Raw genomic sequence first — 26,508 nt, forward strand, 5'->3', positions numbered from 1 at the left:
AAACAGACCTGACAAGGTCTAAGAAAAATCGGAAACGATACCGATATCAAGCCTTGAGGATTGCCTCAAGGCTTTCTTTTTCGCCAACCACCCAGATGATATCGCCTTTCTGGAACTTGCGTTTGGGATGAATCTGAGAAAGGTTTTCCTTTCCTTCCTCCAATCCGACTACCATGCAGCTGTATTGTGAACGGATGCCACTCTCTTCAAGGGTCTTGCCAACAAAAGGACTTGAACCGGTGATGACCATCTGACGGAGCTTCATTTCGCGCTTCTCGAAATCAATATCATCGCCCAACACCTCACGCTTAATGGCTTCGCCCAACTGGCGGAGCTGATCGTCGTTGCCGATTACCTGTAGTCGGTCGCCAGGGAAGATGACATCGTTGCCATCGGGAATATTCAACCGATGACCGGCACGAAGAATACTGCTGACATGCACACCAAACTGCTGACCAAGTGCCAACTGACGAAGGGTCTTGCCCATCCAACGGGTGTTGAAGGGAATATCGAAGTCTGCCATGTGGACATCACGGTCGAGCAAATGCCCTTCATAAAGTGGGCGGCGACGACCATGCACTTGTGCCTCAATATCGCGAGAACGGAGGTTCTGAATGAAGAGGCGCTCCATCTGTATGCTTCCTTTCTTCAATCCGCGCGACAATACCATCAGTACAACCAATGCCAACGCTATGGAGATGATGATGGCATTCTTGAAACGACTCAGATAGTTGATGATATAGAAGACAAAAGCACAAGCCAATACCACACGAACGATGATGGTAAATATCAACGGGAAATGGTTGACCCAACTCTCTGCCCACAGTGCCTTAAACTCATCAGAGTGGTTTTTCTTAACCACCATTGCACGAAGGAAAGGCGAAATGATAAGCACGGCCAATATTCCGCAGATGGCATTGGCATACCAGTGAAGTTCGTATGAGGGGAAAAAGCTGCGCACAAATGGCAAGAAGAAGGTGAACATCAACACGATGGCAGCAATGGAAAGGATGCTGTAGATAACCGTATTGCGGAGCATCTGTATCAATAGACTCTTCCATTTGTTTTCTGCAGAGGGTGTCTGCGGATGAGATATCGTGATGTGGTTGAGTGCCACTATCCATTTCTTAGGCAGATGGCGCTCCATGATATTGTAACAAGGTTCAGCCATGCGTATCATATATGGTGTCAGAAAGGTTGTGACAACTGATACTGCCACAACCACTGGATAGAGAAAATGGCCTATGACACCAAGCGACAAGCCCAACGATGCAATGATAAAGGCAAATTCACCTATCTGGGCCATAGAGAATCCACACTTCATGGCTGTCTTCAACGGATTGCCACTGATGAGATATCCCAACGAACCAAATACCGACTGACCGATAAGAATGGTCAATGTGATAGCGATGATGGGCCAGGCATAATCGACCAGCACCTGCGGTTCGACCAACATACCCACCGACACGAAGAAAATAGCTCCGAAGAGATTTTTCACTGGTTCGACCAAACGCACGATTTTGTCGGCTTCGACCGTCTCGGCAAGAATACTACCCATGACAAATGCACCAAATGCACTGCTAAAGCCGACCTTGGTGGAAAATACTGCCATGAAACAACAGAGACCAAGCGCCACGATGAGTAGCGTCTCTTCATTCATCAATCGGCGCGTGGCACGAAGGAAGGCAGGGATAAAAAAGATGCCGACCACAAACCAAAGCACCAAGAAGAAGCCGATACGCAATACACTCTCGACCATCTGACCACCATCGGGACTGCTACCACTGGCTATGGCAGACAGCATCACCATCATCACAATGGCAAGCACATCTTCCAGTATCAGCACACTCATCACCATTCCTGCAAATCGCTGTTGGCGAAGTCCCATGTCATCGAATGCCTTATATATGATAGTGGTGGACGACATAGCCAACATACCGCCAAGGAAGATGGAGTCCATGTGGGTCCAACCGAATGCCTTGCCCACTACAACTCCTGCCATCATCATACAGAAGATGATGGTACAGGCGGCTATGACAGGAGCCATGCCCATCTTCACGATCTTCTTGAAAGAAAAATCGAGACCCAGGGAAAACAAAAGAAAGATCACACCGATATCTGCCCACATCTGCACATTGGCACGATCCATCACCGACATGGTATAGGGCATCTGCGGTGAAACTAAGAATCCTGCTACGATATATCCAAGGACAAGAGGCTGTTTCAGTCGCTTGAAGATAAGCGTGACAAATGCTGCCACCACAAGGATGAGGGCAAGGTCTTTGACGAGTGCGGGAAGTTCTGCCATAGATTTAGTACCATTGTACTGCGTTGGAATAGCTGCTGCGCTTATCGTATTTCAGCGCATCGGTCAAGGTTGCTGCATTGCATCGGAACGAGAAATTGTAGCTCGTATAGGGTGCCAGCACCACCGAGCACGACATATTAAAGCAATGGAGGTCGCGCGACAGTGACGCAGTGGTCATTGAAATCTTATGGTTCTCAAAGTCATAACCAGAAGAGAAAGAGATGTTCCAACCATCGGAAATGCGAAGGTTACCGCTGACATTGAGGTTCTGGGTGAACTTATAAGGATAGCGCATCGAATCGTAATTGAACTTGCCACTGGTGTTTTCTCTCATGGTGACACCATAACCCAAACTGAGCGACCAAGGAAGATTGAAAGCCATATAACCGTCTTCGTCGGTCTCTGCCTTGCCGGCATTATCCTTACGGGCACCATGTTTTCCACGTTCCATATCCTCATCGACATTGGTTTCAACACCTGTATCGTAGTCGTCATCACGATTAGCACGACTGTCGCGGTCGTTCTTACGCTTAGGACGTTCGCCCTTCAACCACTTGATGAGGTCGCTCACTTTCTTGTTATCAAGCGTATAAGAGAGGTTTTGCGACATGCCCTGGAAACGACCGAAGCGGCCCTTACTATATTCGGTATGGGTTCCGATGTAAGGACGGGCACCTACGGAATCGGCTTCATAAGCATAAGTGGCAAATACCGCATTGATATTCAACGTATAACTCTTGGTGAGTTTCAAACGTAAACGTGTAGAGAGGTCACTCCATGGACGTTCCTCTGCTGCCATGTTATACGACATAGAGGCTCCCAATTCATCGATGATACTGATTTTCTTCACACCCGTAGAGTCGGCATCGCTCTTCACTTTCATCTCGATATTGTTGGACAAATCCATCGAGATACTACCAGTTTTGCCACGACCTGGCACACCATAGAGTGATCCCTCATAGGGTGAATACTCTACAAGCGACACATTGCCATCGGCATCGGTCTTCTGATAGGTCTTGTAGAATCCATAGCGCGACGCACTGAAGTCTGGTGCATAGTTGAAGCTGACAGATGGTGTTACCACGTGGCGAACCGCCATGATCTTGTCGCCGAATACTTTACGACTGGGGATATACATACCATAGAGCTTGGTAGATGCCGAAACGCTGAAAGCCCAGTTATATACATTATAGAATCCCTGCAAGGTATCGCGCTTCACTGTCTGTGTGGCTTCGTCCCACGAAAGTTCCTGCTTCTGCGTGTACATACGGTCGGTGAAGGTCAACGACGGATTGATATTCAGATAGCCAAACAATGTAAAATTGCCGCTAATGGGGATGCTATGCTGCATACCGTTGCGCCAATCGCGTGTCAAGCTGGAGTGCATCAAACGGTCTTCCTTGGTACTGATGCTATTGCTCAACTGTCCGGTATAGCTCATAGAGATCTTCTCATACCAGCGTTCCTTACCTACAGCATGACGGCGTTTGAAAGGATAGAAGCGCGAAATAGAGATGTTGAGGTCGGGTAATGTCAGGGCGATAGTCGAGTCACGCATGTTCTGGTTGAGGTTGAACGTTGAGCTCAAGCTCATGCCGATACTGGAGAATGTGGTACTCCATGATACCGAGCTGGTACGTGTAGATTGTGTCATTGCCTGCGGATTGTACATCGAAGTGAGGTTGTTGCGCTCATAGCTCGATGTGGCAAAGTTGACACTGGCAGACAAAGAACTATAGGGATTAGCTTTGCTGTCTTGACGGTGACTCCATTGCACCTTGAAACTGGTGGCTTTGGTATAGTCGGGCATATTCTTTTCGCCATTCACCGTATTCTGGTAACTGGCAAAAAACGAACCGCTGTACTTATAGCGTTTGCGATAGTTGGAGGCTGCAGAGAGTCCCCACGATCCTTTGGTATAGATTTCACCCAACAGTTTCAAGTCCATCTTGTCGTTGATGGCAAAATAGTAACCACCATCACGGAGGTAGAAACCGCGCGATGTTTCATCACCATAGGTAGGCATGATAAAACCAGAAGAATAACTCTTACTGAAAGGGAAGAAACCATAAGGTATGGCAAATGGCAATGGCACATCTGCTACTACCAAATAAGCAGGACCGAACACGACATCCTTACCTGGGCGCATCTTGGCACGTGACAAGGCTATATAGAAATCGGGATGATCTTTGTCGCAGGTGGTATAACGACCGTGTTGCAAATAAATCTCACCATTGGCTCCACGCTTAGCCAGTTGGGCAGTCATATAGCCATCATCCTGCTGGGTATATACATCGCTGATGAGTCCCTTTTTGGTCTTGAAATTAAAAGCTATAGTGTCGTTCTCATAAGTGTCACTACCCATCTTGAATATTGGTGTACCGAATTTCTTACCGAGAGAGTCGAGCGAACCTGTAGCATGTACCAAACTGGAATCGAGTTGCATGAAGATTTGATCACTCTGCAAATCCATATCCTGATATTTCACATGGGACTGGCCATACAGATGGGCTAAACCTGAAGCACCTTCATAGGTCATAGAGTCTTCAGCAGTATATTCCACTGGAGCATCAATACCATTCTTACGCTGACGATTGATAGAGTCGGCACGCAAAGAGTCGTCAATAGCTTTGTTGTGCATCCAGATGGCTTTTTGCAATGAATCCATCTTTGCGGTATCAGCAAGAACCTGTGTTGTGGTATCAATTACAGTACTGTCGGACTTGGCACTATGGGGCAACAACTGCGTATTGACCGTCTGCCCTTTACCCACAGAATCAGACACATCAGTATTGGCCGCTCCAAGTATAGGAAAGGTCAAACGAGGCATTTCCGCCATTACAAATGTAATGACGAAAAAGAGCAATATGATGAGCATATTTTTTCTCACGGCTGCAAAGGTACAAAGAAAAAATGAATTCACTTACACATCGGCAGATGTTTAACGTAAATTTTTGTAATACTCATATAGACAACATATAAAATACCCACCGCGACACAACATCATATCGATATCGATTTGAACTGCTTCACAAAGATAACAATATAAAAAGCGCGCCATGACACAACGTCATGACGCGCTCTTGATATCGGATATTCGTACGATGTACGATTACTGCGTACGATTTATTCCTCGTCGAGAAGAATCTTCATCATCTCACAGGCAGCCTTGGCTACAGATGTACCAGGACCGAAGATGGCGGCAACACCGGCTTTATAGAGGAAGTCGTAGTCCTGTGCGGGAATCACACCACCGGCAATAACCATGATGTCTTCACGTCCAAGTTTCTTCAATTCCTCAATCAGCTGAGGTATCAAGGTCTTGTGACCTGCGGCGAGTGACGATGCACCAACAATATGTACGTCGTTCTCAACTGCCTCACGTGCAGCCTCGGCAGGTGTTTGGAACAATGGTCCCATATCCACGTCGAAACCACAGTCGGCATAACCGGTGGCTACTACCTTTGCACCACGGTCGTGACCGTCTTGACCCATCTTCGCAACGAAGATACGGGGACGGCGACCTTCCTTCTTCGCAAACTTCTCGGTCAACTCGCAGGCTTTCTCAAAGTCGGAGTCGTTCTTGCTTTCTGAACTATACACGCCTGAAATGGTTCTGATTACTGCTTTATAACGACCTACGATTTCTTCGCAGGCATCACTGATCTCACCAAGAGTACAACGCAACTGAGCTGCTTTCACTGCCAAATCGAGTAAGTTGTTCTCGCTCTTGCGGCCTTCCTTGAAATCGCGAACGCACTCGGTAATTGCCTTGAGGGCTGCCTGACAAGCGGCTTCATCACGTGAAGCGCGTACCTCTGCCAAGCACTCTTCCTGCTGTTTGCGTACTGCTGTATTATCAACCTCGAGGATATCGATAGGATCTTCATGATCGAGACGATACTTGTTGGTACCAACAATGGTCTGTACACCAGAGTCGATACGTGCCTGAGTGCGGGCAGCTGCCTCTTCAATACGCATCTTAGGCAGACCAGTTTCAATAGCCTTTGCCATACCACCAAGTTTCTCGATTTCCTGAATATGCTCCCAAGCCTTATGAACGAGCTCGTTGGTCAGGGTCTCTACATAGTATGAACCTGCCCATGGGTCAATCTGCTTGCAGACTTTAGTCTCGTTCTGAATATAGATCTGGGTATTACGAGCAATACGAGCTGAGAAGTCAGTAGGCAGGGCAATAGCCTCGTCAAGAGCATTGGTGTGGAGCGACTGAGTATGACCCAATACAGCTGCCATAGCCTCAATACAGGTACGGCCTACATTGTTGAAAGGATCCTGCTCGGTCAGCGACCAACCAGAAGTCTGAGAGTGGGTACGCAGAGCGAGTGACTTTGGATTCTTAGCACCGAAGCTCTTCACAATCTTAGCCCACAACAGACGACCTGCACGCATCTTGGCAATCTCCATGAAGTGATTCATACCGATAGCCCAGAAGAACGACAGACGGGGTGCGAAAGCATCCACATCAATACCTGCATTAACACCAGTACGCAGATAGTCGATACCGTCGGCAAGTGTATATGCCAATTCGATGTCGGCAGTAGCACCAGCTTCCTGCATGTGGTAACCTGAGATAGAGATACTGTTGAACTTAGGCATCTTCTGTGAGGTAAACTCGAAGATGTCGGCAATAATCTTCATTGAGAATGCAGGTGGATAAATATAGGTATTACGCACCATGAACTCTTTCAGGATATCGTTCTGAATAGTTCCTGCCATCTCTTCCAGCTTAGCACCCTGCTCCAGGCCTGCTACGATATAGAAAGCCAAAATAGGAAGCACAGCTCCGTTCATGGTCATCGAGACAGACATCTTGTTCAAGGGAATACCTGAGAAGAGCACCTTCATGTTCTCTTCATTACAGATAGATACACCTGCTTTACCAACGTCGCCAACTACGCGAGCGTTGTCGGGGTCATAACCACGGTGGGTGGGCAAGTCGAAGGCTACAGACAGACCTTTCTGACCACTGGCGAGGTTACGACGGTAGAATGCATTCGACTCCTCTGCAGTAGAGAATCCGGCATACTGACGGATAGTCCATGGGCGGAATGGATACATCATACTATACGGACCGCGTAGATATGGAGGGATACCTGCTGTGAAGTCGAGGTGCTCCATGCCTTCAAGGTCTTCTTTGGTATATACGGGACGAACCTCAATGTGCTCTGGTGTCTTCCAGTTAGGCACGATGTGGTTCTCTTTCAGCCAGGCTGCGCCATCGGTGGCGTGGATGCCGGCATAAATATCAATATTCTTGAAATCTTTTCTCATAACTTTAGATGCCTAACTTTTGATTGTACTCTTTCAAAGTCTCAAGCACGTTGCAACGAACGTGTACGAAGTTCTCAATACCAGCGGCCTTCAGGTCGTCCATGCATGCAGGAGCTCCTGCCACTACAAACATGGCACGTCCGTCCAAATACTTGAATGCTGGGATGGCATACTCTGCATATTCATCGTCTGACGAACAGAGAACTACGATATCTGCACCAGCCTTAAGTGCAGCATCAACGCCTTCCTCTACGGTCTTGAAGCCGAGATTGTCGATAACTTTATAACCGGCACAAGCCAAGAAGTTGCAAGAGAACTGTGCACGAGCCTGACGCATAGCCAAATTACCAATGGTCAACATAAACGCAGTAGGTGTCTTGGCCTCTTCAGTATGGATGCGGAGATTCTCGAAGTCGGCAGCCAAACGAGTGGTTTCGAGCTTCTTGAAAGGAGTTTCTTCTGCCTTTCCACAACCACATGCACAAGGTCCGATGGCGCGTTTGCCTTCGCTCTTCTCTGTGAAGTTGGGGAACTGGTTTGTTCCGAGAAGAAACTCTTTGCGTTTAGCAGCATCGCCGTGACGCTTCACATTGGTAGCATTGATATCATCCTGTACGGTGCCATTCTTAACAGCAGCGAGGAATCCGCCTTCTTCTTCCACTTTGAGGAAAATCTTCCAAGCCTCCTGAGCCAACGCATCAGTGAGGTGTTCGATATAGTAAGAACCGGCAGAAGGATCGACGATACGATCGAAATGGCTCTCTTCCTTGATGAGCAACTGCTGGTTGCGAGCAATGCGCTCTGAGAAATCGGTTGGCTTCTCATATACTACGTCAAACGGAGTTACGACGAGTGAATGAACACCGCCAAGGGCAGCACTCATTGCCTCTGTCTGTGAGCGGAGCAGGTTAACATAGCTGTCAAACACAGTTTGGTTGTAAGTAGAAGTAGAAGCGTTGATTACCATCTTGCAAGAGCAGTCGCACTTAGGCTCGTACTGTTTTACAATTTGGGCCCACAACAGACGAGCTGCGCGGAACTTGGCAATTTCCATGAAATAGTTTTCAGAAACGCCCATATAGAACTTGATGCTCTTGGCTGCAAGATCTACATCTACGCCGGCATCCACCAACTGCTGCAGATACTCATTACCCCAAGCAAGGGCATAGCCGAGTTCCTGTACGATATATGCACCGGCATTGTTCAGCGTGTCGGTGTGTACCATAACGCAACGCAGATTGGGATATTCCTTGAAAGCCTCAACCACCTGAGGGAGTTTGGCAAGTACCTTGCTGGTATCCTTACCCTTTTGGATCATCTTGTCTATGGGATCGAAACCTACACCACCCACGATTTTTTCCTTATCATAGCCTTCCTTCTCGAAGTAAGCCTTCAGAATTTCTGCCAGTTCAAGAACATGACATGGGCATGTACGATAGCTGACCTCTACAATATCCAAACGGATATCTTTCAGTAACTTGTCGATAAAATCGGCACTAACAAGATCACCGTCAAAACGGAATCCGATAGAGTTTACACCCTTCATCAGAATGTCGAGTGCCTTTTTGTTGGCCTCTACAGGATCGGTAACGACGATGTTCTGTCGAACATACCATTCGTTAGAGTCTTTTTTATTTCCACGAACGAATGGGAACTCACCGGGAAGTGCATCTGGAGTTTTCAAGTTTGCAAGATCTTCACGGCGGTAGAAGGGTTGTACGTTGAAACCCTCATTGGTTCTCCACACGAGTCGTTTCTGGAAGTCAGCACCTTTCAGATCGACTTCAATCTTGTCCAGCCACTCTTGTGTGGTTGGCGCCTGAAACTCGGTGAAGAGTTTTTCTTTGTTAGCCATAGTTTGAATGATTATGTAAGTTGTTTCGTTGTAGTCAAATTCGGTTATGCACACATATATTGCGGCCTACAAAGTTACAAATAATTTTTGAACCGCCGAAAGATTTAATAATATTTTGATATTTATAAAAAAAAGATGCACAAAAATTATGCCATTGCGCAATTTTTGGCTACCTTTGCATGCTGTAAGAAAAAGCATGTTATGGAAGCATTTCAATGGTTAAAAGATTTATTTACCACAACTGATTCTGTAGCGCATATTGCGCTACTGTATGCCGTGGTGATTGCCACTGGTGTATATTTGGGAAAAATCAAGATTGGAGGCATCTCGCTGGGTGTCACCTTTGTGTTGTTTGCTGGCATTGTGGCTGGCCACATTGGATTTACTGCCCCACTTCCCATCTTGACATTTATTCAAGACTTCGGTCTTATACTGTTTGTCTTCATGATAGGACTACAGGTTGGACCTGGTTTCTTTGAGAGTTTTGGTACTACAGGCATCAAGCTGAACGGATTGGCCATAACGACTATCCTACTCAACATTCTTGTGATGTTTGCCTGCTACTTCATCTTCTTCGACACATCCAACGTCTGCAACCTACCAATGATGGTAGGTACGCTCTATGGTGCTGTGACCAACACACCAGGACTTGGTGCTGCCAACGAAGCATTGGGTTCGGTATTTACCGACAATGCACCACAGATAGCATCGGCTTACGCTTGTGCTTATCCACTCGGTGTATTGGGTATTATTGGTGCCACTATATTAATAAGGTATATATGCAAGGTTCGCTTGGAGAAAGAAGAAGACGAACTCAACGAGCATGAAGGTGTGAAAGCCAATCAGAAGCCTCACAAGATGCACCTTGAAGTGACCAACACTTACCTTGAAGGAAAAACGATGTTACAGGTTCACGACTTTTTGAACCGCGACTTTGTATGTTCACGTATTCTGCACGAAGGTCACGTGAGCATTCCAAACCGCAACACCGTATTCCACAAAGGTGACCAACTCTATATTGTATGTACAGAAGCTGATGCCGAGGCTATCATCGCCTTTATCGGTCCAGTGATACAGGTCAACTGGGAACAACAGGACCAACCTTTCGTATCAAAGCGTGTCTTGGTAACCAACCCCAAGATGAACGGAAAATCGCTGGCATCGTTGCATTTCTCAAGTGTACATGGTGTCAATGTAACCCGTATCACCCGTCAGGGCATGGATATCTTTGCCTCCAGCAGTCTGCCTCTTCAAGTGGGTGACCGCATTATGGTAGTAGGTCCTGAAGACGCTGTTGACCGTGTAGCCAACGAGATGGGTAACTCTATCCGTCGCCTTGATGCCCCAAATATTGCAACGATATTCGTGGGCATCATCATCGGTATTATCTTCGGTTCACTGCCCGTAGCATTCCCAGGAATGCCTGTTCCAATGAAGCTCGGTATTGCAGGTGGTCCGCTGATTATCGCAATTCTTATCGGACGTTATGGTTATAAAGTAAAATTGGTAACCTATACAACGACATCGGCCAATATGATGTTGCGCGAAATCGGTCTGGTACTCTTCTTAGCAAGTGTGGGTATCAAGGCAGGAGCCAACTTCTTTGAGACTGTTGTAGAAGGTGACGGTCTGCTCTATGTAATGACCGGTTTCCTCATAACCATCATTCCAATCCTCATCGTAGGTCCTATAGCTCGTCTTTATTTCAAATTCAACTATTTCACCATCGCAGGAATGATTGCCGGTACATATACCGACCCACCCGCATTGGCATACGCCAATTCAATCTGTACTCGCGAAGCCCCTGCTGTAGGTTACTCAACAGTTTATCCGCTGTCGATGTTCCTTCGCATCTTCACGGCCCAAATCATCGTGCTGTTCTTCTGCGGATAACAGCCGATAATACATATAATACGAAAAACTTACATAATTATACATTACATTACTAACATGACAAAATTCGGATTTCTGTTAAGCGCTATGTTGCTGGCAGGCACTTCCGCCATGCATGCCCAAATGGATGCAAGCATCAAGCTGAACGAAGTGATGACCAACAACCGCGCCAGCCTGCAGGACGAATACGGACAGCGTGAAGCATGGGTTGAGATAGAGAATATCTCCCACTCAACCTATAATATCCGTGGTATGTATATCACCACTGACCGCTCCGTTCTCCGGCGTTCTATGAGCGTGCCCGAACGCATCAAGCGCATGAGCATCATCCCCAACGGAGAATTGCGCACAAACTTGAGTGGTCGTCAGCACCTTGTACTCTTTCTCAACAGTCAGCCCCATTTGGGTTCACTGCATCTGACAACACCTGTTGACTCTACAAAGTCATTGTGGATTGCACTCTACAACGGTAATGCCACACAATTGATTGACTCAGTCACCGTACCGGTACTGAAAGCCGATCAATCGTATGCTCGTATAGCCAACAACGGCACAGCCGCCGACTGGGAAGTAAAATCAGCCGACCGTGTTACTCCAGGTATATCCAACATCACTACTGTTAGCGAATCAAAGGTTGACAAGTTTAAACGCGAAGACCCCCATGGATTTGCCATTACCATCATGGCAATGGGTATTGTATTCATTTGCTTAGCCCTGCTTTGGATTGTATTCTCCTTGTTCGGTCTGCTTATGAAGCATCTTGAAACAGCGAAGAAGGTGGCAAACAAACAACCACTCAAACCAATCACCAAAACTGTTGCGACAGCAATGGAGGTTAGCCGCATCACTGGTAACGTATTGCAAGATGGTCTGAAAACAAAAGGTATCGACCGTGAAATATATATGGCGGTCATCGGTATGGCCCTCAGTCAATATGAGGATGATGTTCACGACGTAGAAAGCGGTGTGATTACCATCCAGCCGAAACCAACCCGTTGGGACGACGAATATTCACAAATGACACATTTCCACGATCCCGTTGTTCCCTCCGACCATGCAGCTCCCCAAATTCCCACAACCACTAATAACGCATTATAACAATGAAGAAATATCAGTATAAAGTACAAGGTGTTGACTACGATGTAGAAATCGAGGAAGTAGAAGGCAACATCGCCAAAGTAAACGTAAACGGAATTCCGTTTGAAGTAGAGCTCCAGCAGCCTATCAATGCAGCTAAGCATCCTACTATTGTGAAGCCAAAGGTTGCAGCTCCCGTTGCTCCTGCAGCCGCTGCACCAACAGCTAAGCCGGTTCAGGCTGCCGCTCCTGCCGCAGCAGGAAGTGGCAATGTAGTAAAGGCTCCACTGCCAGGCACCATCACTTCTATCAATGTGAAGGTCGGTGACACCGTAGCCATTGGCGATACACTTGTCGTGCTTGAAGCCATGAAGATGCAGAACAACATCGAGGCAGAATACGCAGGTACCGTAACCGCTATCAATGTCAATGTAAGTGATGTCGTAATGGAAGGCAGCGCACTGCTGACCATCGGTTAATCGATAAATAAAAAATGTGATAAACACGCAAGATTATGGATTTCTTACATTTCATAGCAGAAAACTTCAATGAGTTTCTGACCTACACTGGTTTTGCCAATGCTACGGCTGGAAACCTCATCATGATAGCAGTCGGAGCGCTTTTCATCTGGCTTGCCATCAAGAAGGACTTCGAGCCCCTATTGCTTGTTCCTATTGGATTAGGCATCATTCTGGGCAATATTCCCTTCCGTGCTGATGCCGGACTGGAGATTGGACTTTATGAAGACAACTCTGTGCTGAACATCTTCTATCAAGGTGTCCGCCAGGGATGGTACCCGCCACTTATCTTCCTTGGCATTGGTGCCATGACAGACTTCTCTGCCCTGTTGGCCAATCCTAAACTGATGCTCATTGGAGCCTCAGCACAGTTTGGTATCTTCGGTGCATATATGTTCGCTTTGCTATTGGGTTTCGAGCCAAACCAGGCTGCTGGTATTGCTATCATTGGTGGCGCCGATGGTCCTACTGCCATTTTCCTTTCATCAAAATTGTCTCCCAACCTCATGGGTGCCATTGCTGTTTGTGCTTACTCCTACATGGCTCTTGTTCCACTGATTCAGCCACCATTGATGCGTCTGCTTACCACCAAAAAGGAGCGCGTCATCAAGATGAAGCCAGCGCGTCAGGTAAGTCAGACCGAGCGTATTCTGTTCCCAATCGTTGGATTGCTTCTCACCACATTCCTCGTGCCTTCAGGCCTTCCTCTTTTGGGTATGCTCTTCTTCGGTAATCTGCTGAAAGAATCGGGCAAGACCACTCGTTTGGCAAAGACAGCTGGTGCTGCTCTGAACGACATCGTGGTAATGCTCCTTGGTTTGACCGTAGGTTGTTCTACTCAGGCATCAGAGTTCCTGACTATAAACACCATCTATATCTTCGCTATCGGTGCTGGTGCATTCATCATCGCCACTATGAGCGGTGTATGTTTCGTGAAGATTATGAACCTCTTCCTGCCAAAGGATAAGAAGTTGAATCCACTGATTGGAAACGCTGGTGTAAGTGCCGTACCTATGGCAGCACGTATTTCCAACAACCTCGGATTGGAATACGACCGTCACAACTTCCTTCTCATGCACGCCATGGGTCCGAATGTAGCCGGTGTAATCGGTTCGGCTGTTGCTGCCGGTACCCTGCTTGGTTTCCTTTCGTAGATAAGCAAAGACATGATATCATCAGCAGGATTTCTCTTTTGGGAAGTCCTGCTTTTGTTTTCCCGCGTGTCTTTCAGCCTCTATCAGTGGTTTAACAGGAAGGTTCATCATACTCCAAACGCGGGTATGATAGCATACATAAATTTCAGTTTTCAATTATTATCGGACACTCGAACACCACTTGAGTTTAAAACTTTGTATGACATAGCCTTACCGGTAGTGTTCGATGGCTTATTTCAGCGTTTGTCGAACATCGACCGAACCCCAACTAAAGCAAGTAGATGCTATATTCTCAGCAGACTAACAGCCTGAATGGTATATCCATCAAACAGATTCGTTATAAAAAAATTTGGTAGAACCAATTATTCATTTTACCTTTGCGGAAGTTTTCGAAAACACAATGGACAGACACAATACACAACAGGGGGCAGTCATGCCCAAACCACGCATTGCCATCATCGATCCTAATGCACTTGCAGCATTGGGGCTTCGCCATATTCTCCAAGACGTAATGCCTATCATGGAAGTAGATACCTACGGTACACTTACAGAACTGGAAGCCAATCGTCCTGATAGTTATTTCCACTATTTTGTAGATATCAGCGTGGTATTGCGCCATCGTTCGTTTTTCATGGAACGCCAGCGTAAAACTATCGTGCTGACGCTACAGAACGAAGAAGCATCAGGTTTATCAGGCTTTCATTCATTGTGTGTTAACCAACCAGAAGATCACCTTATCAAGCAATTGCTTGCGATGGAACAACATGCCCACAAGGGCGGACGCAACTTACCCAATATGCAGGGGGAATCAAATTCTCGAATATTGAGTGATCGTGAAATAGAGGTGATGATACTGATTGTAGAAGGTCACATCAACAAAGAGATTGCCGACCAACTACATATAGGTCTCTCTACCGTCATCACCCACCGCCGTAACATTATGGAGAAACTCAATATCAAGAGTGTCAGCGCACTCACCATCTATGCTGTGATGAACGGTTATGTGGATATCAACCGTATCTGATCGGCTATAGTTTTACACTTGAAATATCTACCAAGCCATTGACAATGGCATAAACAGTAAGTCCTGCAGGCGAATGAATCTGCAGTTTGCGAGCAATATTCCTTCGATGGGTAATGACCGTATTGACCGAGATACAGAGATGATCGGCGATTTCCTTGTTCGCCATGCCTTGAACCAATGAAACTATCACTTCCCGTTCACGGTCTGATAGCATGTCATTATTATCATTGCCGCTTTTATTGACCATCGTAGAGATATTTCGCGTCACCTTATCTTGCTTCAGTTGGTTTTCCAATCTGCGTATGGCAGGAGTAAAAATGTAGTCTTCCACGTTAGCGTGATTACGCAACCACTCTTCATTGTTATAGATGTCGTATAGCGCCGCCATGAGTTTATTGTTGGTTTTGCCGTCTGAAGGCAGATATTTAATCACCATCAGTTTAAGTTCTATCAGCACTCTGTCTGTCGATTCATGGTGTTTGGAGAAGGTATCAACATTATAGTTTTTCTTTGCCTCACCATTGAGCAATGCCTCCACATAAGGGAACAAAGTTTTTTCCTCATATCGCATATGACGTTGTATTTCTCTGGCATAGTCATCAAAGAACTTCATTATCAATTGTCCGAGGGCATTATCGCTGTCCAAACAGTCACCCAGTTTCTTGCGTATGGTTGGCAATTGATAGTCAAGAAAATAAGTATGACTCGCTTCCAGATAATGCAACAGTGTACGTACATCGAGCTGTGCATCGTCATTGAAGTCCGTATGTCCGTTAATAGTGTAATTGACCACAGCGAGAAAGGTATAAGTATCCACATTATTCTCCTCACACATCTCTTTTACAGTCTTATCTCCAAATCCGAGATGAATGCCAAAGCTCTCCAAGGTCTGCAATAGATGATAGTTATCGCGCATAAGCGTCACCATCTTATCGCTTGCTTCATACATTTTCAGAGTTTTCATTGTTGCTTACCTATATATATTAATACGCTGCAAAATTAGTCATTTTCAGACAAACCGACAATACTTTCCAACCACAATACCTATTTTTGGGTATCGTTCTGATTCTCCCATTCTTTCCATTCGCGCAATGCCTCCTGCCAGTCGGTCTGTTCTCCTTTGTCAAGTGCTTCTTGCTGGCGGGCTGCCTCATCGCGCGCTTTATCACGTGCCCGTTTGGCTTTCATCGCCTCAATGGTAGCATCATCAAGTATCTGAATAGCGCCACGACGCACTGCCTCGTGGAGTTCTTCCTCACCGAAAGCCTTTCCAGGCTCATTAAAGTCAGAGATATTAAATTCAAACTGCGTGCGCAAGTCGTGACGCACTTGTTTCTGTCCAGCTCTATTGCTTGCATTTTTCAGGCGAAGCAGTTTGGCTATCTGTTTGATTTCATCAGCCGAATATTTGTTTCTTCCCATTGTAACGTTTGATTTCAACGTGCAAAGTTATCAAAAAGAGCGCATTATACAAAACAAATAGAGCAAAAAGAAAATCTTTAAAACTATTTTATATCACCACGATTAAGTATCGCGGATAAAGCCTTCGTTACACTATTTCACATTTTTTGAGTATTGCATGCCTCATCAAAGCACCGTACCTTTGCAGCCGAAAAATAAACGATACAAGACGCAAAGACATGAACAAGAGACAATTTCTGATGATGGCAGCTGGCCTGTTGACCGCTACTTCCGCAATGGCCATCGGTTCACAAGACAACAACGATGCACTAATTCAGGATGCAACAACAAGCAATGAGACAGCGCCAAAAGCCGCTCAACCCCAAAAGAGTAACAGCAACGACTATGAAAAATGGCGCATCGGAAGCTACGGTGAGATGCTTGCCACCTTCAAAGATTACGGATTGAACCGCTTCTATGGCAATAGCGTAGGCAATACAAAGATCAACCACAACGAGATTTCCATTCCTCGCTTCATCCTTCAAGGCGAATATAAGATTACTCCCAAATGGATTCTTTCTGCCGAAATAGAATTCGAAGCAGGTGGAACAGGTTCTGCCGTAGAGATGGAAGCACAGTCAGGCAGTGAGAATGGCGAATATGAAACAGAAATGGAAAAAGGTGGCGAAGTTGCCCTCGAACAATTCCACATCACCCGACTCATCGCTCCACAATTCAATGTTCGCGTAGGACATCTCATCATTCCCGTAGGACTTACCAACGCCCATCACGAACCTTTGAACTTCTTTACAGCCGCACGACCAGAGGGTGCGACCACGATTATGGCTTCTACCTGGCACGAGACTGGTGTAGAACTATTCGGTACAGTAGGCAAAGGAGCTGCCACTTTCGATTATCAAGCACTGGTAACAGCAGGTCTGAACCCCAATGGTTTCGACTCATACAACTGGATACAAGGAGGGAAACAAGGATTTCTTGAAACCGACAATTTCACTGCTCCTGCCTATACGCTACGTCTGGATTGGCGCGGAATAGCCGGTTTGCGAGTCGGAGCATCTATGTTCTACAATCCCAAGGCAGGCAAAAACGCCGACAAACTCATTACCTATGCCAACATGGGCGACATCAACGTACTGGTCTACTCCTTTGATGCACAGTACAGCAACCGTTATGTAACCGCACGTGCCAACTACCTTTCTGGCAATATCACTGAGACCACAGGACTCACTGCCGCCAACAAATACTACTCCAACAAGTCGCCTTACAGTCGTATGGGACCTGTTGCCAAGCGCGCAGTAGATTGGAGCGCCGAAGTAGGTGTGAACCTCAAATCGTTTTTCCCCGGTGTATCCCACTTCCCCGTTATCTATCCTTTCGTGCACTACAACTATTATAACCCACAAGAGAAATGTGAATCAGGTTTGATTGCCGATAAGCGATGCCAAGTCAGCTTATGGAGTATCGGTGCCAACTGGCGTCCATTACCCAACTTGGTAGTCAAAGCCGACTACACCACTCGTCAGATAGGCACCTCCAAGATGTTTGGCACGAGCCAATACAATAGCGAAAACGAACTGCGTATCGGTGTGGCATACATGCTGTGGTTCGCTAAGAAATAACCAATAAGCAAATTATAAGCAACAAAACAATACAGACTCATGAAGAAAAAGTTTATTAAGTACGCACTGCTGATGGTATCAGTATGCACACTCTCCGCCACTGTTGTCAGCTGTGGCGATGACAAAAACGACGTCAACAATCCAATCATCGACCCCAGTCAGGCATCAGATCTTGACTACAGTTCTGCTTATGCCGAGCAATGGGCAAACTACATGGTAACTGTATCCAACCTGCTGAAAGAGGATGCCAACACCCTTTACAACCAATGGAACAATGGCTATGCCAACACCTTCAAGAACCATAACACCACAGAATATAAGTCAGCCATCGACTGTGTGGATCAGATTTTCGAAGGATGTATCGACATTGCAGGTGAGGTTGGCGACACCAAGATTGGCGACCCATACAGCAAATACACAGCTGGCAACAAGACCGAAGCACTCTATGCCGTAGAATCATGGTACAGCTGGCATTCTCGCGACGACTATCGCAACAACATCTACTCTATCCGCAATGCCTATTATGGTTCACGCGATGGTAGCATCAACAGCAATTCTTTGTCAGCACTACTCGCCAAGAAGAATGCTACACTCGATACCGAAGCCAAGGAGAAGATTGCCGCAGCAGCCGATGCCATCTATGCTATTACACAGCCATTCCGCAACAATATCAACACCACCGAAACTGTAGCTGCCATGAATGCCTGTGCCGACCTCGTAAACTTCATCGAACAGGAACTCAAACCTTATTTCGATGCCAACATCAACGACGATGCCACTCTTGATCCCATCGTCAAACAGTATGTTGATGCAGTAGTACTGCCTACCTACAAGGAATTGGCAGAAAAGAATGCAGCTCTCGACACCGCAGTTCGTGCTTTCAAGGCCAGTCCTTCAAATGCAAATTTCTCTGCTTGCGCTCAGGCATGGCTCGATGCTCGTGCTCCTTGGGAACAGAGTGAGGCCTTCCTCTTCGGTCCTGTTGATGAGCTTGGACTTGACCCCAACATGGACAGCTGGCCTCTCGACCAGTCACAGATTGTACAGATTCTGAAGTCGCAAGACTTCTCTAACCTCAACTGGAAAGAAGGCGAGAGCGACGACAAGATAGAATCAGCACAGAGCCTCCGCGGTTTCCACACACTGGAATTCCTCATCTTCAAAGATGGTAAAGCACGCACCGTGAAATAAAATTGCGAACACAAGAACCATATTATCCACACATGGCGAAGGCAGGAAAGTCACCATTTCCTCGCCTTCGCTATCGTGGCAAACAAAAAGAAACATACTAAACATGAATAAATGGCTGCATTTCCCTTTGCTGTTGACCGCTCTGGCCATGCTTGGTAGCTGCACCGACGATGAAAAACTCGATGTGACCGACATCGATGTGCCCACTGGCTACGAACTATCAGCAGGCACTTCCACCGGTTTCTATAGTTCATCGGTGGCCTACGACCAAGGCGCAAGATGGCTATCAGGGGCTTATAGTTCACGGTTCAGCTCTGGCGACCAACTCTACGACAATGTCAAATCTGCCAACGAGAATGGCTATGGCGGCGGTCTCGGCCCTGTCTATGCAGGCTACTCTTGTGGCAGTTGCCACCGTAATGCCGGTCGCACGGAACCAACCTATTGGACAAACTTCAAAAACGGAAGCGATGACGGATCCGGACAGTACGGTTTTACCTCCTCGCTGATCTACATCACTCGCCGCAACGGAACATTCTTTCCCAACTATGGCCGCGTCATTCACGACCAAGCCATCTATGGTGTGAAGCCTGAAGGCAAACTAAAAGTGACTATTGACTCGATGACATACTCCTTTCCAGACGGTGAAAAATACACGCTCTGCGTCCCTAAATGGCATATCACCGAATGGTATGCCGACAGTATCCGTCCTGAGGATCTCTTCTGCACCGTTCGTGTTCCGCTTCGCCACGTAGGTATGGGGCAGATGATGGCGCTCGACCCCAACGAAATAGAGGCATTGGCACGCAAGAGCAACTATCCCGAATGGGGCATCAGCGGTCGCTGCAACTACATCACCGAGCGTGGCGTGCGCCAACTGGGACTTTCCGGCAACAAGGCACAACATGTCGATTTGACCGTCGAACTGGGCTTTTCGAGCGATATGGGCCTCACCAACAGCCGTTATCCAGAGGAGATCTGTGAAGGACAATCACAGATGAAGGATGGTTCGATGATGGGATTGTCCTATCAACAACTGGACTGCACCACCGAACAGATGGAAGATGTCGATCTTTACATGCAGTCACTTGCTGTTCCTGCCCGTCGCAATGTCAACGATCCCGACGTCATTGAAGGTCAGAAACTCTTTTATCAGGCAGGCTGCCAACTGTGCCACGTCACTACGCTGCATACCAAAAAGCGCGGCACCACCTTGCTGGCAGGCACTACATTGCCTTGGCTTGGAGGACAAACCATACACCCCTACTCCGATTATCTACTCCACGACATGGGTTCAGAAATCATGGGCGTGGGTTTGAACGATAATTTTGTGAGTGGTCTGGCTCGTGGAAACGAATGGCGCACCACCCCGCTGTGGGGTATCGGTCTGCAGAAAAAGGTAAACGGACACACCTATTTCCTGCACGATGGCCGGGCTCGCAACTTCACCGAAGCCATTATGTGGCACGGCGGCGAGGGCGAAGCCTCCAAAAACAAGTTTAAGAACATGACCAAACAACAGCGCAACCAGCTGATACAATTCCTTTGGTCACTTTAATTCAAGCATCTTGTCAGACGTATCATCCAACAACAATCAGGTAAAAACCAACAAATACAACCAATGAAATACAACAGAATCATGGCCATCATTATGGTCTCTCTGCTCTCAGCAGGTGCTTTTGCCGAGACAGAAAAGATAGAAAACAACAGCGAATTTGCTGCCAACGCCAACACCGAGAGTGCCGACAACACCACTGGCAAAATGGATATGGAGAACGGCGTGCTGCCCATTGCCGACGACCGTGGCTTCACCCTTCAGTCTAAGGATGGCAATTTCGTGTTCAAGCCCTATATGTATGTGCAGAGTACGCTCAACATGAAATACTACGACGACGAGGGACTTGACAAAGCCTATAATCAAGATAACATTGCCAACAGTGGCTTTGCCATTCCCTATGCCATCATCGGTTTCACCGGTAAGGCATTCGGTAAGATCGATTACAACATCAGTATCAATGCCGCAGCATCGGGTGGCAATGTGTTGCAACAGGCATGGATTGACTATGCCGTTAGTCCTGCCTTGCGTTTCCGCGCTGGTAAATTCAAGACACCCTTCACACATGCCTACCTCACCACACTTGGCGAGACATTGTTTCCACAGGTTCCCACTTCGCTGACTGCAAGCAGCATCCTGCCCTACTCCCTCAATGCCGTCACCCCAAGCATAGGCACCGGATTCGACTTGGGCTTTGAGGTGCATGGCGTCATCAACAATAAGTTTGGCTATGAAGCAGGACTTTTCAACGGAACAGGGTCATCTGTCAACAGTGCCACCAAAGGTTTCAGCGACGACAACCATTTGCCTTCACTGCTCTACGCTGGTCGTTTGACCTATATGCCTAATGGTCCGATGCCCATGACACAGGGTAATGCCAAGATGCAACATCTCGACAAGATGCTTATCGGCATCAGCGCCAACTACAACAACGAGGCAGAAAACGAGAGTACCAACGACTTCCGCGCCGGTTTGGAGTTTGCCTGGCTGAAAAACAAATGGTATTTTGCTGCCGAAGCCTACTACATGCATGTTGGATTCACCGACCGTCAGAAGATAGACAAGACTTATGACTTCTGGGGAGGATATGCACAAGCAGGCTATTTCGTTGCTCCACAATGGCAATTGGGCGTGCGTTACGACTTCATGGACCGCAATGGTTCTTCAAAAGACGGTTTTCTCAACATGCCGGCAGCCGTGGTCAACTATTTTGTACCTAACACCAATCTGAAACTGTCTGCCATGTATCAGTATATCGGTCGTACCGGACATGCCACACAATTAGACCGCGACCTCGATGACCTCGGCATTGCGACCCATACCGCATGTATCATGATGCAATTTGCTTTTTAATGATGAAATATTTGTATAAGTCAATGAAAATCCGTATCTTCGCATTTGCTGCCATCGCTGTACTGCTGTTGGCAGCCTGCGACGACGGACGCATCTATAATGAGGTGGCTGTTGACACCACCGGACAATCAGCCCGACTCACGGCAACCATTACTGGTTTGGACCATTGGACCGATAATTACACCGTGTCACTGGCAGGCTTTGCCGAAGGCGATGACTATGCCAGCATCTCTAAAGCCGTTCGGGCCAATGCCGACGGACAGGTGAGCATGACGCTGAACAATATTCCCGACCAGGTGACGAGTGTTCGCCTCTGTGTGCTCGACCGTCTGCGCCGAAATGTAGTGACGTTTAGCGAAGTGGCAACCGAAGGTGTGCGCGACACCATCCGACTGGAGTTGGGCACCGTAGATGCCAGTATGCTCAATGCTATACAGCAGGGATACCTCAACACAACCTGTGCCAACTGCCACGGCGCAAGCAACCATGCCGCAGCAGGCCTCAACCTTACGGCAGGCAAATCGTATGCAGCACTGGTAGGTGTGGCATCCAGGAAAGTGGAAGGTCACCAACTCGTAGCGCCTGGCAATGCCGCAGAGAGTGTGCTACATATGGTGCTACACAACGAACATGTAGAGGGTATCTCTATGAACCACTTCGACCTTGTGTCGGAAAAGAACGCAGAACTTATCCTGCCCCTTATCGACAGTTGGATTGACGGAGGTGCAGAGCAATAACATCAAAGAAAGATATGAATAGACTGAACACGATACAATACGAAAAGGCACATGCCGACATCTTCTGTTTCGACAATGACACGGCAGTGAAAGAATACCATGCCATAATCCATGTCGATGATGCCACTATGGATTTTCCACAGCAGTTGCAAGCCATCATGGATGCCTATTCCACACTGGTAGAAAACACTTTGCATGGTGCACGCTGCATCTTCAAGCGCTATTTCCTAAGCGATTCTGCCAATCAGGAAGATGAAGTGGCTGCCGCAGATATGACCGATTGTGCCAAAAGTATCATCCAGCAGGCTCCGCTCGACGGCACCAAGGTGGCACTGTGGGTTTATCTGATGACCGACGTACAGACCGGAATAGGTCAAAGTGGCCTTTATGAGGTGCGCCACGGTGCTTACCGTCACCTTTGGAGCGGCAGTGCCCACAACATGGCAACCAACTCTGAATATCAGACTCGCCTGCTTTTCAACGAATACAACCTGCAGCTCATTGAGGAGGGATGCACGCTGAAGGACAACTGCATACGCACTTGGTTTTTTGTCAACGATGTGGATTTGAACTATGGCGGTGTGGTGCGTGCGAGAAACCAGTTCTTCTTCACCCAAGGACTTACTGCCAAGACCCACTTCATAGCCTCTACCGGCATTGGTGGCAGACAGGCAGACCCTAACGTGCTGACACAGTTGGACACCTATGCCGTGGCTGGTATTGAGAAAGAGCAAGTGGCATATCTCTATGCTCCTACCCACCTGAACCGCACCAGCGAGTATGGTGTGAGCTTTGAGCGAGGCACCATGGTCGATTATGGCGACCGCCGACAAGTGTTTATATCGGGCACTGCCAGTATCGACAACAAGGGGCAGATTGTCTATCCCAAGGACATTCGCCGTCAGACCCACCGCATGTGGGAGAATGTAGAAGCGCTGTTGGCTGAAGCCGACTGCACCATGGAGGACGTAGGCATGATGGTGGTCTATCTGCGCGACACTGCCGACTATGCTGTAGTCAGTCAGTTGTTTGCCGAACGCTTCCCTGGACATCCCTACGTGATAGTCCATGCACCAGTATGCCGACCGGGGTGGCTGATTGAAATGGAGTGCATGGCAGTGCGCAAGACCCTCCACCCGCAGTACAACCCATTCTGATAACATTGTAAAGTTTACGTTACAACATCCAAAGATGAAGCATCTCCGCATCGTTCTCACGCTGCTTATGACCATACTCATAGCCACCATGGCTGTTGCCACCTTCGTGGAGCAACGCCATGGGGCTTCGTATGCTGCCACACATGTCTATCACACCTCATGGTTCTTTGCGCTTTGGACATTGATGGCCTTGGGAGGCATGGCGGCTATATGGCGCATGCGCCTCTGGCGGCGACTGGGTGTGATGTTGCTTCATGCTGCGCTGTTGCTGATACTGGCAGGGACTGCCGCCTCATGGCTGACCAGTAGCGAGGGCACACTCCATTTGCGCAAAGGCCAACCGGCAGATTGCTACACCATCAAAGACTCACAGCTGTCGGCATCATTGCCTTTTCAGCAGATGACCCTACAAGGTTTCTCTGTAGTTTGCTATCCTGGTACAGAGGCGCCACAAGACTTTCAGAGCCAGGTAACCTACATTACGGCAGACCGTCAACACCATGAAGCCACCATCTCGATGAACCATATTCTTGAGGTGGAGGGCTATCGTTTCTACCAAACATCGTTTGACCCTGACCGTCAAGGTTCGGTACTTACAGTCAACTACGACCCATGGGGCACTCCCATCAGCTATGGCGGCTATGTATTACTGGCATTATCGATGGTCTGGTTGCTCATCGACCGGCGCGAAACATTCGGTCGCTTACTGCGGTCACCCCTGTTGCGCCAAGGTGCTACACTCATGCTGCTGATAGTTTGCTCCATGTCTGTACATGCCCGAAGTGTGCCTACTATCACGGCAGAACGAGCCAATCGGTTGGCTGAAATGCCGGTGGTCTATAACGACCGAATAGCACCACTCAACACGCTGGCACGCGATTTCCTACTTAAACTCTATGGGCGCACCTCCTATAAAGGACTTACTGCCGAACAAGTGTTATATGGTTGGATGCAGCGTCCTGAGACTTGGTCTGACGAACCAATGCTCTTGGTGAAAGACAGCAAGTTGCGCCAACAGTTGGGCATCGATGGTAAATATGCCCGCCTTGCCGATCTCTTCGACAATACAGGTCAGTATCGACTGCAACAACTCATTGCCATCGGTGGGGAAACTAAGGCTGTCAGAGAGCTCGACGAGAAAGTGGGCATCATACTGATGCTCACCGAAGGTGAACTGTTGCGCCCGGCAAGTGGTGTGGCTATCAATCAGCACCGCCTCGTGGCAGAGATATGTTACAACCGCATACCCTTTGTCAGTCTGCTGTTTATGACCAATCTCACCTTGGGCATATTGGCATTCTGCCTGTTGCTCATCCCTGCGTTTCGTTTCCGCCATTGCTTATGGCAAACGGTCTGCCTCTTGGGAGGACTATCGTGGTTGGTATTGGTGGCAGGCTATGCTTTGCGCTGGTACATCAGCGGTCGCATCCCCTTGGGCAACGGCTTTGAAACCATGCTTTTTCTCGCTCTTGCGCTGCAAACCGTCGGTGTGATGCTCCATCGCCGCCTATCTATTATCGTTCCGTTTGCCCTGCTGCTGTCGGGGTTCACCCTACTGGTAGCTCATCTGAGCGAGATGAATCCGCAGATTACATCACTCATGCCCGTACTCCAGTCGCCATTGCTCACCATCCACGTCAGCCTCGTCATGATGGCTTATGCACTCTTGGCTTTCACCATGATGAGTGGCATAGTGGCACTGATAGCCCATCATCGTGGCCATACCGGTCACGAGGAACTGCTCACCGTACTGTCTCAACTGATGCTATATCCGGCCGTTTTCCTGTTGGCAGGCGGCATATTCCTCGGTGCGGTATGGGCTAACGTGTCGTGGGGAAAGTATTGGAGCTGGGATCCGAAAGAGGTTTGGGCACTCATCACCCTGCTCGTTTATGCCATTCCACTACACCGCACCACTTTCTTTGCGCCCCATCGACCTGTGGCATACCATCTTTATATGCTCATCGCATTCTTCTCGGTGTTGATGACCTACTTCGGTGTCAACTATTTCCTTGGTGGCATGCACAGCTATGCATGACGCACGCACAGCCTACAAACAGCTTTCTGCCCCATCACTCTCCCTATGCTTTCGCAGAGTATCTATCTGCAGAAAGCCGCCACTTGGTTGCTCACGCCATCAAAATTCTATTTTCCACATCCTTTCACAAAGCCGCATAACACACAATTTATCATTACATTGCATCCGCTCGCAAGGTACATGGATCAGTAAAATCAATGAATTTGCTCAGCAATCTCAATGAATTTGGTGAGCAATTTCAATGAATTTGGTGAGGAAAACAATTTGATTTGCCGAGGAAAACAATTTGATTTGCCGAGGAAAACAATTTGATTT

18 protein-coding genes are annotated in these 26,508 nt (G+C 47.7%); 12 read left to right on the top strand and 6 right to left on the bottom strand.

Annotated features, from left to right (window positions below):
- Positions 1-46: 46 nt before the first annotated feature.
- The 4 genes from CIK96_RS04975 to mutA form a co-directional block, all read right to left on the bottom strand.
- Positions 47-2,308 carry a cation:proton antiporter gene (locus tag CIK96_RS04975; protein WP_094439965.1) on the bottom strand — a complete coding sequence of 754 codons (2,262 nt, stop codon included), beginning with the start codon at positions 2,306-2,308 and terminating at the stop codon, positions 47-49.
- 4 nt (positions 2,309-2,312) lie between these two features.
- Positions 2,313-5,198, bottom strand: a complete 2,886-nt coding sequence (locus CIK96_RS04980) for a putative LPS assembly protein LptD (RefSeq protein WP_094390080.1) — start codon at positions 5,196-5,198, stop codon at positions 2,313-2,315.
- 236 nt (positions 5,199-5,434) lie between these two features.
- Positions 5,435-7,600 carry a methylmalonyl-CoA mutase gene (scpA, locus tag CIK96_RS04985; RefSeq protein WP_094390081.1) on the bottom strand — a complete coding sequence of 722 codons (2,166 nt, stop codon included), beginning with the start codon at positions 7,598-7,600 and terminating at the stop codon, positions 5,435-5,437.
- 4 nt (positions 7,601-7,604) lie between these two features.
- Complete coding sequence (gene mutA, locus CIK96_RS04990) at positions 7,605-9,455, bottom strand: methylmalonyl-CoA mutase small subunit (protein WP_094436560.1); 1,851 nt, start codon at positions 9,453-9,455, stop codon at positions 7,605-7,607.
- Between the two features lie 201 nt (positions 9,456-9,656).
- On the opposite strand from mutA, the gene CIK96_RS04995 reads away from it, so the two are divergent.
- From CIK96_RS04995 to CIK96_RS05015, 5 genes are all read left to right on the top strand, one after another.
- Positions 9,657-11,348 (top strand): putative transporter, encoded by a 1,692-nt coding sequence (locus tag CIK96_RS04995; protein ID WP_094436439.1) that lies wholly within the window; start codon positions 9,657-9,659, stop codon positions 11,346-11,348.
- 57 nt (positions 11,349-11,405) lie between these two features.
- The gene (locus CIK96_RS05000; RefSeq protein ID WP_094439966.1) at positions 11,406-12,446 is read left to right on the top strand and encodes an OadG family protein; all 1,041 of its coding nucleotides are present in this window, start codon (positions 11,406-11,408) and stop codon (positions 12,444-12,446) included.
- A 2-nt stretch (positions 12,447-12,448) separates the two neighbouring features.
- Positions 12,449-12,904 carry an acetyl-CoA carboxylase biotin carboxyl carrier protein subunit gene (locus CIK96_RS05005; protein ID WP_094436443.1) on the top strand — a complete coding sequence of 152 codons (456 nt, stop codon included), beginning with the start codon at positions 12,449-12,451 and terminating at the stop codon, positions 12,902-12,904.
- Between the two features lie 32 nt (positions 12,905-12,936).
- Positions 12,937-14,097: a sodium ion-translocating decarboxylase subunit beta gene (locus CIK96_RS05010; protein WP_173815665.1), complete on the top strand. Its 1,161-nt coding sequence runs from the start codon at positions 12,937-12,939 to the stop codon at positions 14,095-14,097.
- Between the two features lie 400 nt (positions 14,098-14,497).
- Positions 14,498-15,121 (top strand): response regulator transcription factor, encoded by a 624-nt coding sequence (locus CIK96_RS05015; protein WP_254046710.1) that lies wholly within the window; start codon positions 14,498-14,500, stop codon positions 15,119-15,121.
- Positions 15,122-15,125: 4 nt separating this feature from the next.
- On the opposite strand, the gene CIK96_RS05020 is transcribed toward CIK96_RS05015, so the two are convergent.
- On the bottom strand, positions 15,126-16,085 hold the full coding sequence (locus CIK96_RS05020) for a LuxR C-terminal-related transcriptional regulator (protein ID WP_094390086.1): 960 nt from the start codon (positions 16,083-16,085) through the stop codon (positions 15,126-15,128).
- Positions 16,086-16,165: 80 nt separating this feature from the next.
- The gene (locus CIK96_RS05025) at positions 16,166-16,543 is read right to left on the bottom strand and encodes a hypothetical protein (protein ID WP_094439967.1); all 378 of its coding nucleotides are present in this window, start codon (positions 16,541-16,543) and stop codon (positions 16,166-16,168) included.
- Between the two features lie 218 nt (positions 16,544-16,761).
- Here CIK96_RS05025 and CIK96_RS05030 point away from each other — a divergent pair, with 218 nt between their 5' ends.
- The 7 genes from CIK96_RS05030 (at position 16,762) to ccsA (ending at position 26,193) form a co-directional block, all read left to right on the top strand.
- Positions 16,762-18,162 (top strand): hypothetical protein, encoded by a 1,401-nt coding sequence (locus CIK96_RS05030; protein WP_094439968.1) that lies wholly within the window; start codon positions 16,762-16,764, stop codon positions 18,160-18,162.
- A 39-nt stretch (positions 18,163-18,201) separates the two neighbouring features.
- Positions 18,202-19,353: an imelysin family protein gene (locus tag CIK96_RS05035; RefSeq protein WP_094439969.1), complete on the top strand. Its 1,152-nt coding sequence runs from the start codon at positions 18,202-18,204 to the stop codon at positions 19,351-19,353.
- 148 nt (positions 19,354-19,501) lie between these two features.
- Complete coding sequence (locus tag CIK96_RS05040; RefSeq protein WP_371592454.1) at positions 19,502-20,911, top strand: di-heme oxidoredictase family protein; 1,410 nt, start codon at positions 19,502-19,504, stop codon at positions 20,909-20,911.
- Positions 20,912-20,974: 63 nt separating this feature from the next.
- Positions 20,975-22,261 carry a porin gene (locus tag CIK96_RS05045; protein WP_094439971.1) on the top strand — a complete coding sequence of 429 codons (1,287 nt, stop codon included), beginning with the start codon at positions 20,975-20,977 and terminating at the stop codon, positions 22,259-22,261.
- A 23-nt stretch (positions 22,262-22,284) separates the two neighbouring features.
- Complete coding sequence (locus CIK96_RS05050) at positions 22,285-22,998, top strand: hypothetical protein (protein ID WP_144007490.1); 714 nt, start codon at positions 22,285-22,287, stop codon at positions 22,996-22,998.
- A gap of 14 nt (positions 22,999-23,012) precedes the next feature.
- Positions 23,013-24,155: a Rid family hydrolase gene (locus CIK96_RS05055; protein WP_094390093.1), complete on the top strand. Its 1,143-nt coding sequence runs from the start codon at positions 23,013-23,015 to the stop codon at positions 24,153-24,155.
- A 34-nt stretch (positions 24,156-24,189) separates the two neighbouring features.
- Positions 24,190-26,193 (top strand): cytochrome c biogenesis protein CcsA, encoded by a 2,004-nt coding sequence (gene ccsA, locus CIK96_RS05060; protein ID WP_094439973.1) that lies wholly within the window; start codon positions 24,190-24,192, stop codon positions 26,191-26,193.
- Positions 26,194-26,508 lie beyond the last annotated feature (315 nt).

This window comes from Prevotella sp. P4-98, assembly GCF_002251405.1.
In the GTDB taxonomy this organism is placed as follows: Bacteria; Bacteroidota; Bacteroidia; order Bacteroidales; family Bacteroidaceae; genus Prevotella.

Excerpts from the sequence above, each read along its gene's own strand:
- CIK96_RS05000 (WP_094439966.1), top strand. The coding sequence starts at position 11,406 with ATGACAAAATTCGGATTTCTGTTAAGCGCTATGTTGCTGGCAGGCACT.
- CIK96_RS05055 (WP_094390093.1), top strand. The coding sequence starts at position 23,013 with ATGAATAGACTGAACACGATACAATACGAAAAGGCACATGCCGACATC.
- CIK96_RS05030 (WP_094439968.1), top strand. The coding sequence starts at position 16,762 with ATGAACAAGAGACAATTTCTGATGATGGCAGCTGGCCTGTTGACCGCT.
- CIK96_RS04995 (WP_094436439.1), top strand. The coding sequence starts at position 9,657 with ATGGAAGCATTTCAATGGTTAAAAGATTTATTTACCACAACTGATTCT.
- CIK96_RS05045 (WP_094439971.1), top strand. The coding sequence starts at position 20,975 with ATGAAATACAACAGAATCATGGCCATCATTATGGTCTCTCTGCTCTCA.
- CIK96_RS05050 (WP_144007490.1), top strand. The coding sequence starts at position 22,285 with ATGAAAATCCGTATCTTCGCATTTGCTGCCATCGCTGTACTGCTGTTG.
- CIK96_RS05020 (WP_094390086.1), bottom strand. The coding sequence starts at position 16,085 with ATGAAAACTCTGAAAATGTATGAAGCAAGCGATAAGATGGTGACGCTT.
- ccsA (WP_094439973.1), top strand. The coding sequence starts at position 24,190 with ATGAAGCATCTCCGCATCGTTCTCACGCTGCTTATGACCATACTCATA.
- mutA (WP_094436560.1), bottom strand. The coding sequence starts at position 9,455 with ATGGCTAACAAAGAAAAACTCTTCACCGAGTTTCAGGCGCCAACCACA.
- CIK96_RS05015 (WP_254046710.1), top strand. The coding sequence starts at position 14,498 with ATGGACAGACACAATACACAACAGGGGGCAGTCATGCCCAAACCACGC.
- scpA (WP_094390081.1), bottom strand. The coding sequence starts at position 7,600 with ATGAGAAAAGATTTCAAGAATATTGATATTTATGCCGGCATCCACGCC.
- CIK96_RS05025 (WP_094439967.1), bottom strand. The coding sequence starts at position 16,543 with ATGGGAAGAAACAAATATTCGGCTGATGAAATCAAACAGATAGCCAAA.
- CIK96_RS05040 (WP_371592454.1), top strand. The coding sequence starts at position 19,502 with ATGCTTGGTAGCTGCACCGACGATGAAAAACTCGATGTGACCGACATC.
- CIK96_RS05035 (WP_094439969.1), top strand. The coding sequence starts at position 18,202 with ATGAAGAAAAAGTTTATTAAGTACGCACTGCTGATGGTATCAGTATGC.
- CIK96_RS05005 (WP_094436443.1), top strand. The coding sequence starts at position 12,449 with ATGAAGAAATATCAGTATAAAGTACAAGGTGTTGACTACGATGTAGAA.
- CIK96_RS04975 (WP_094439965.1), bottom strand. The coding sequence starts at position 2,308 with ATGGCAGAACTTCCCGCACTCGTCAAAGACCTTGCCCTCATCCTTGTG.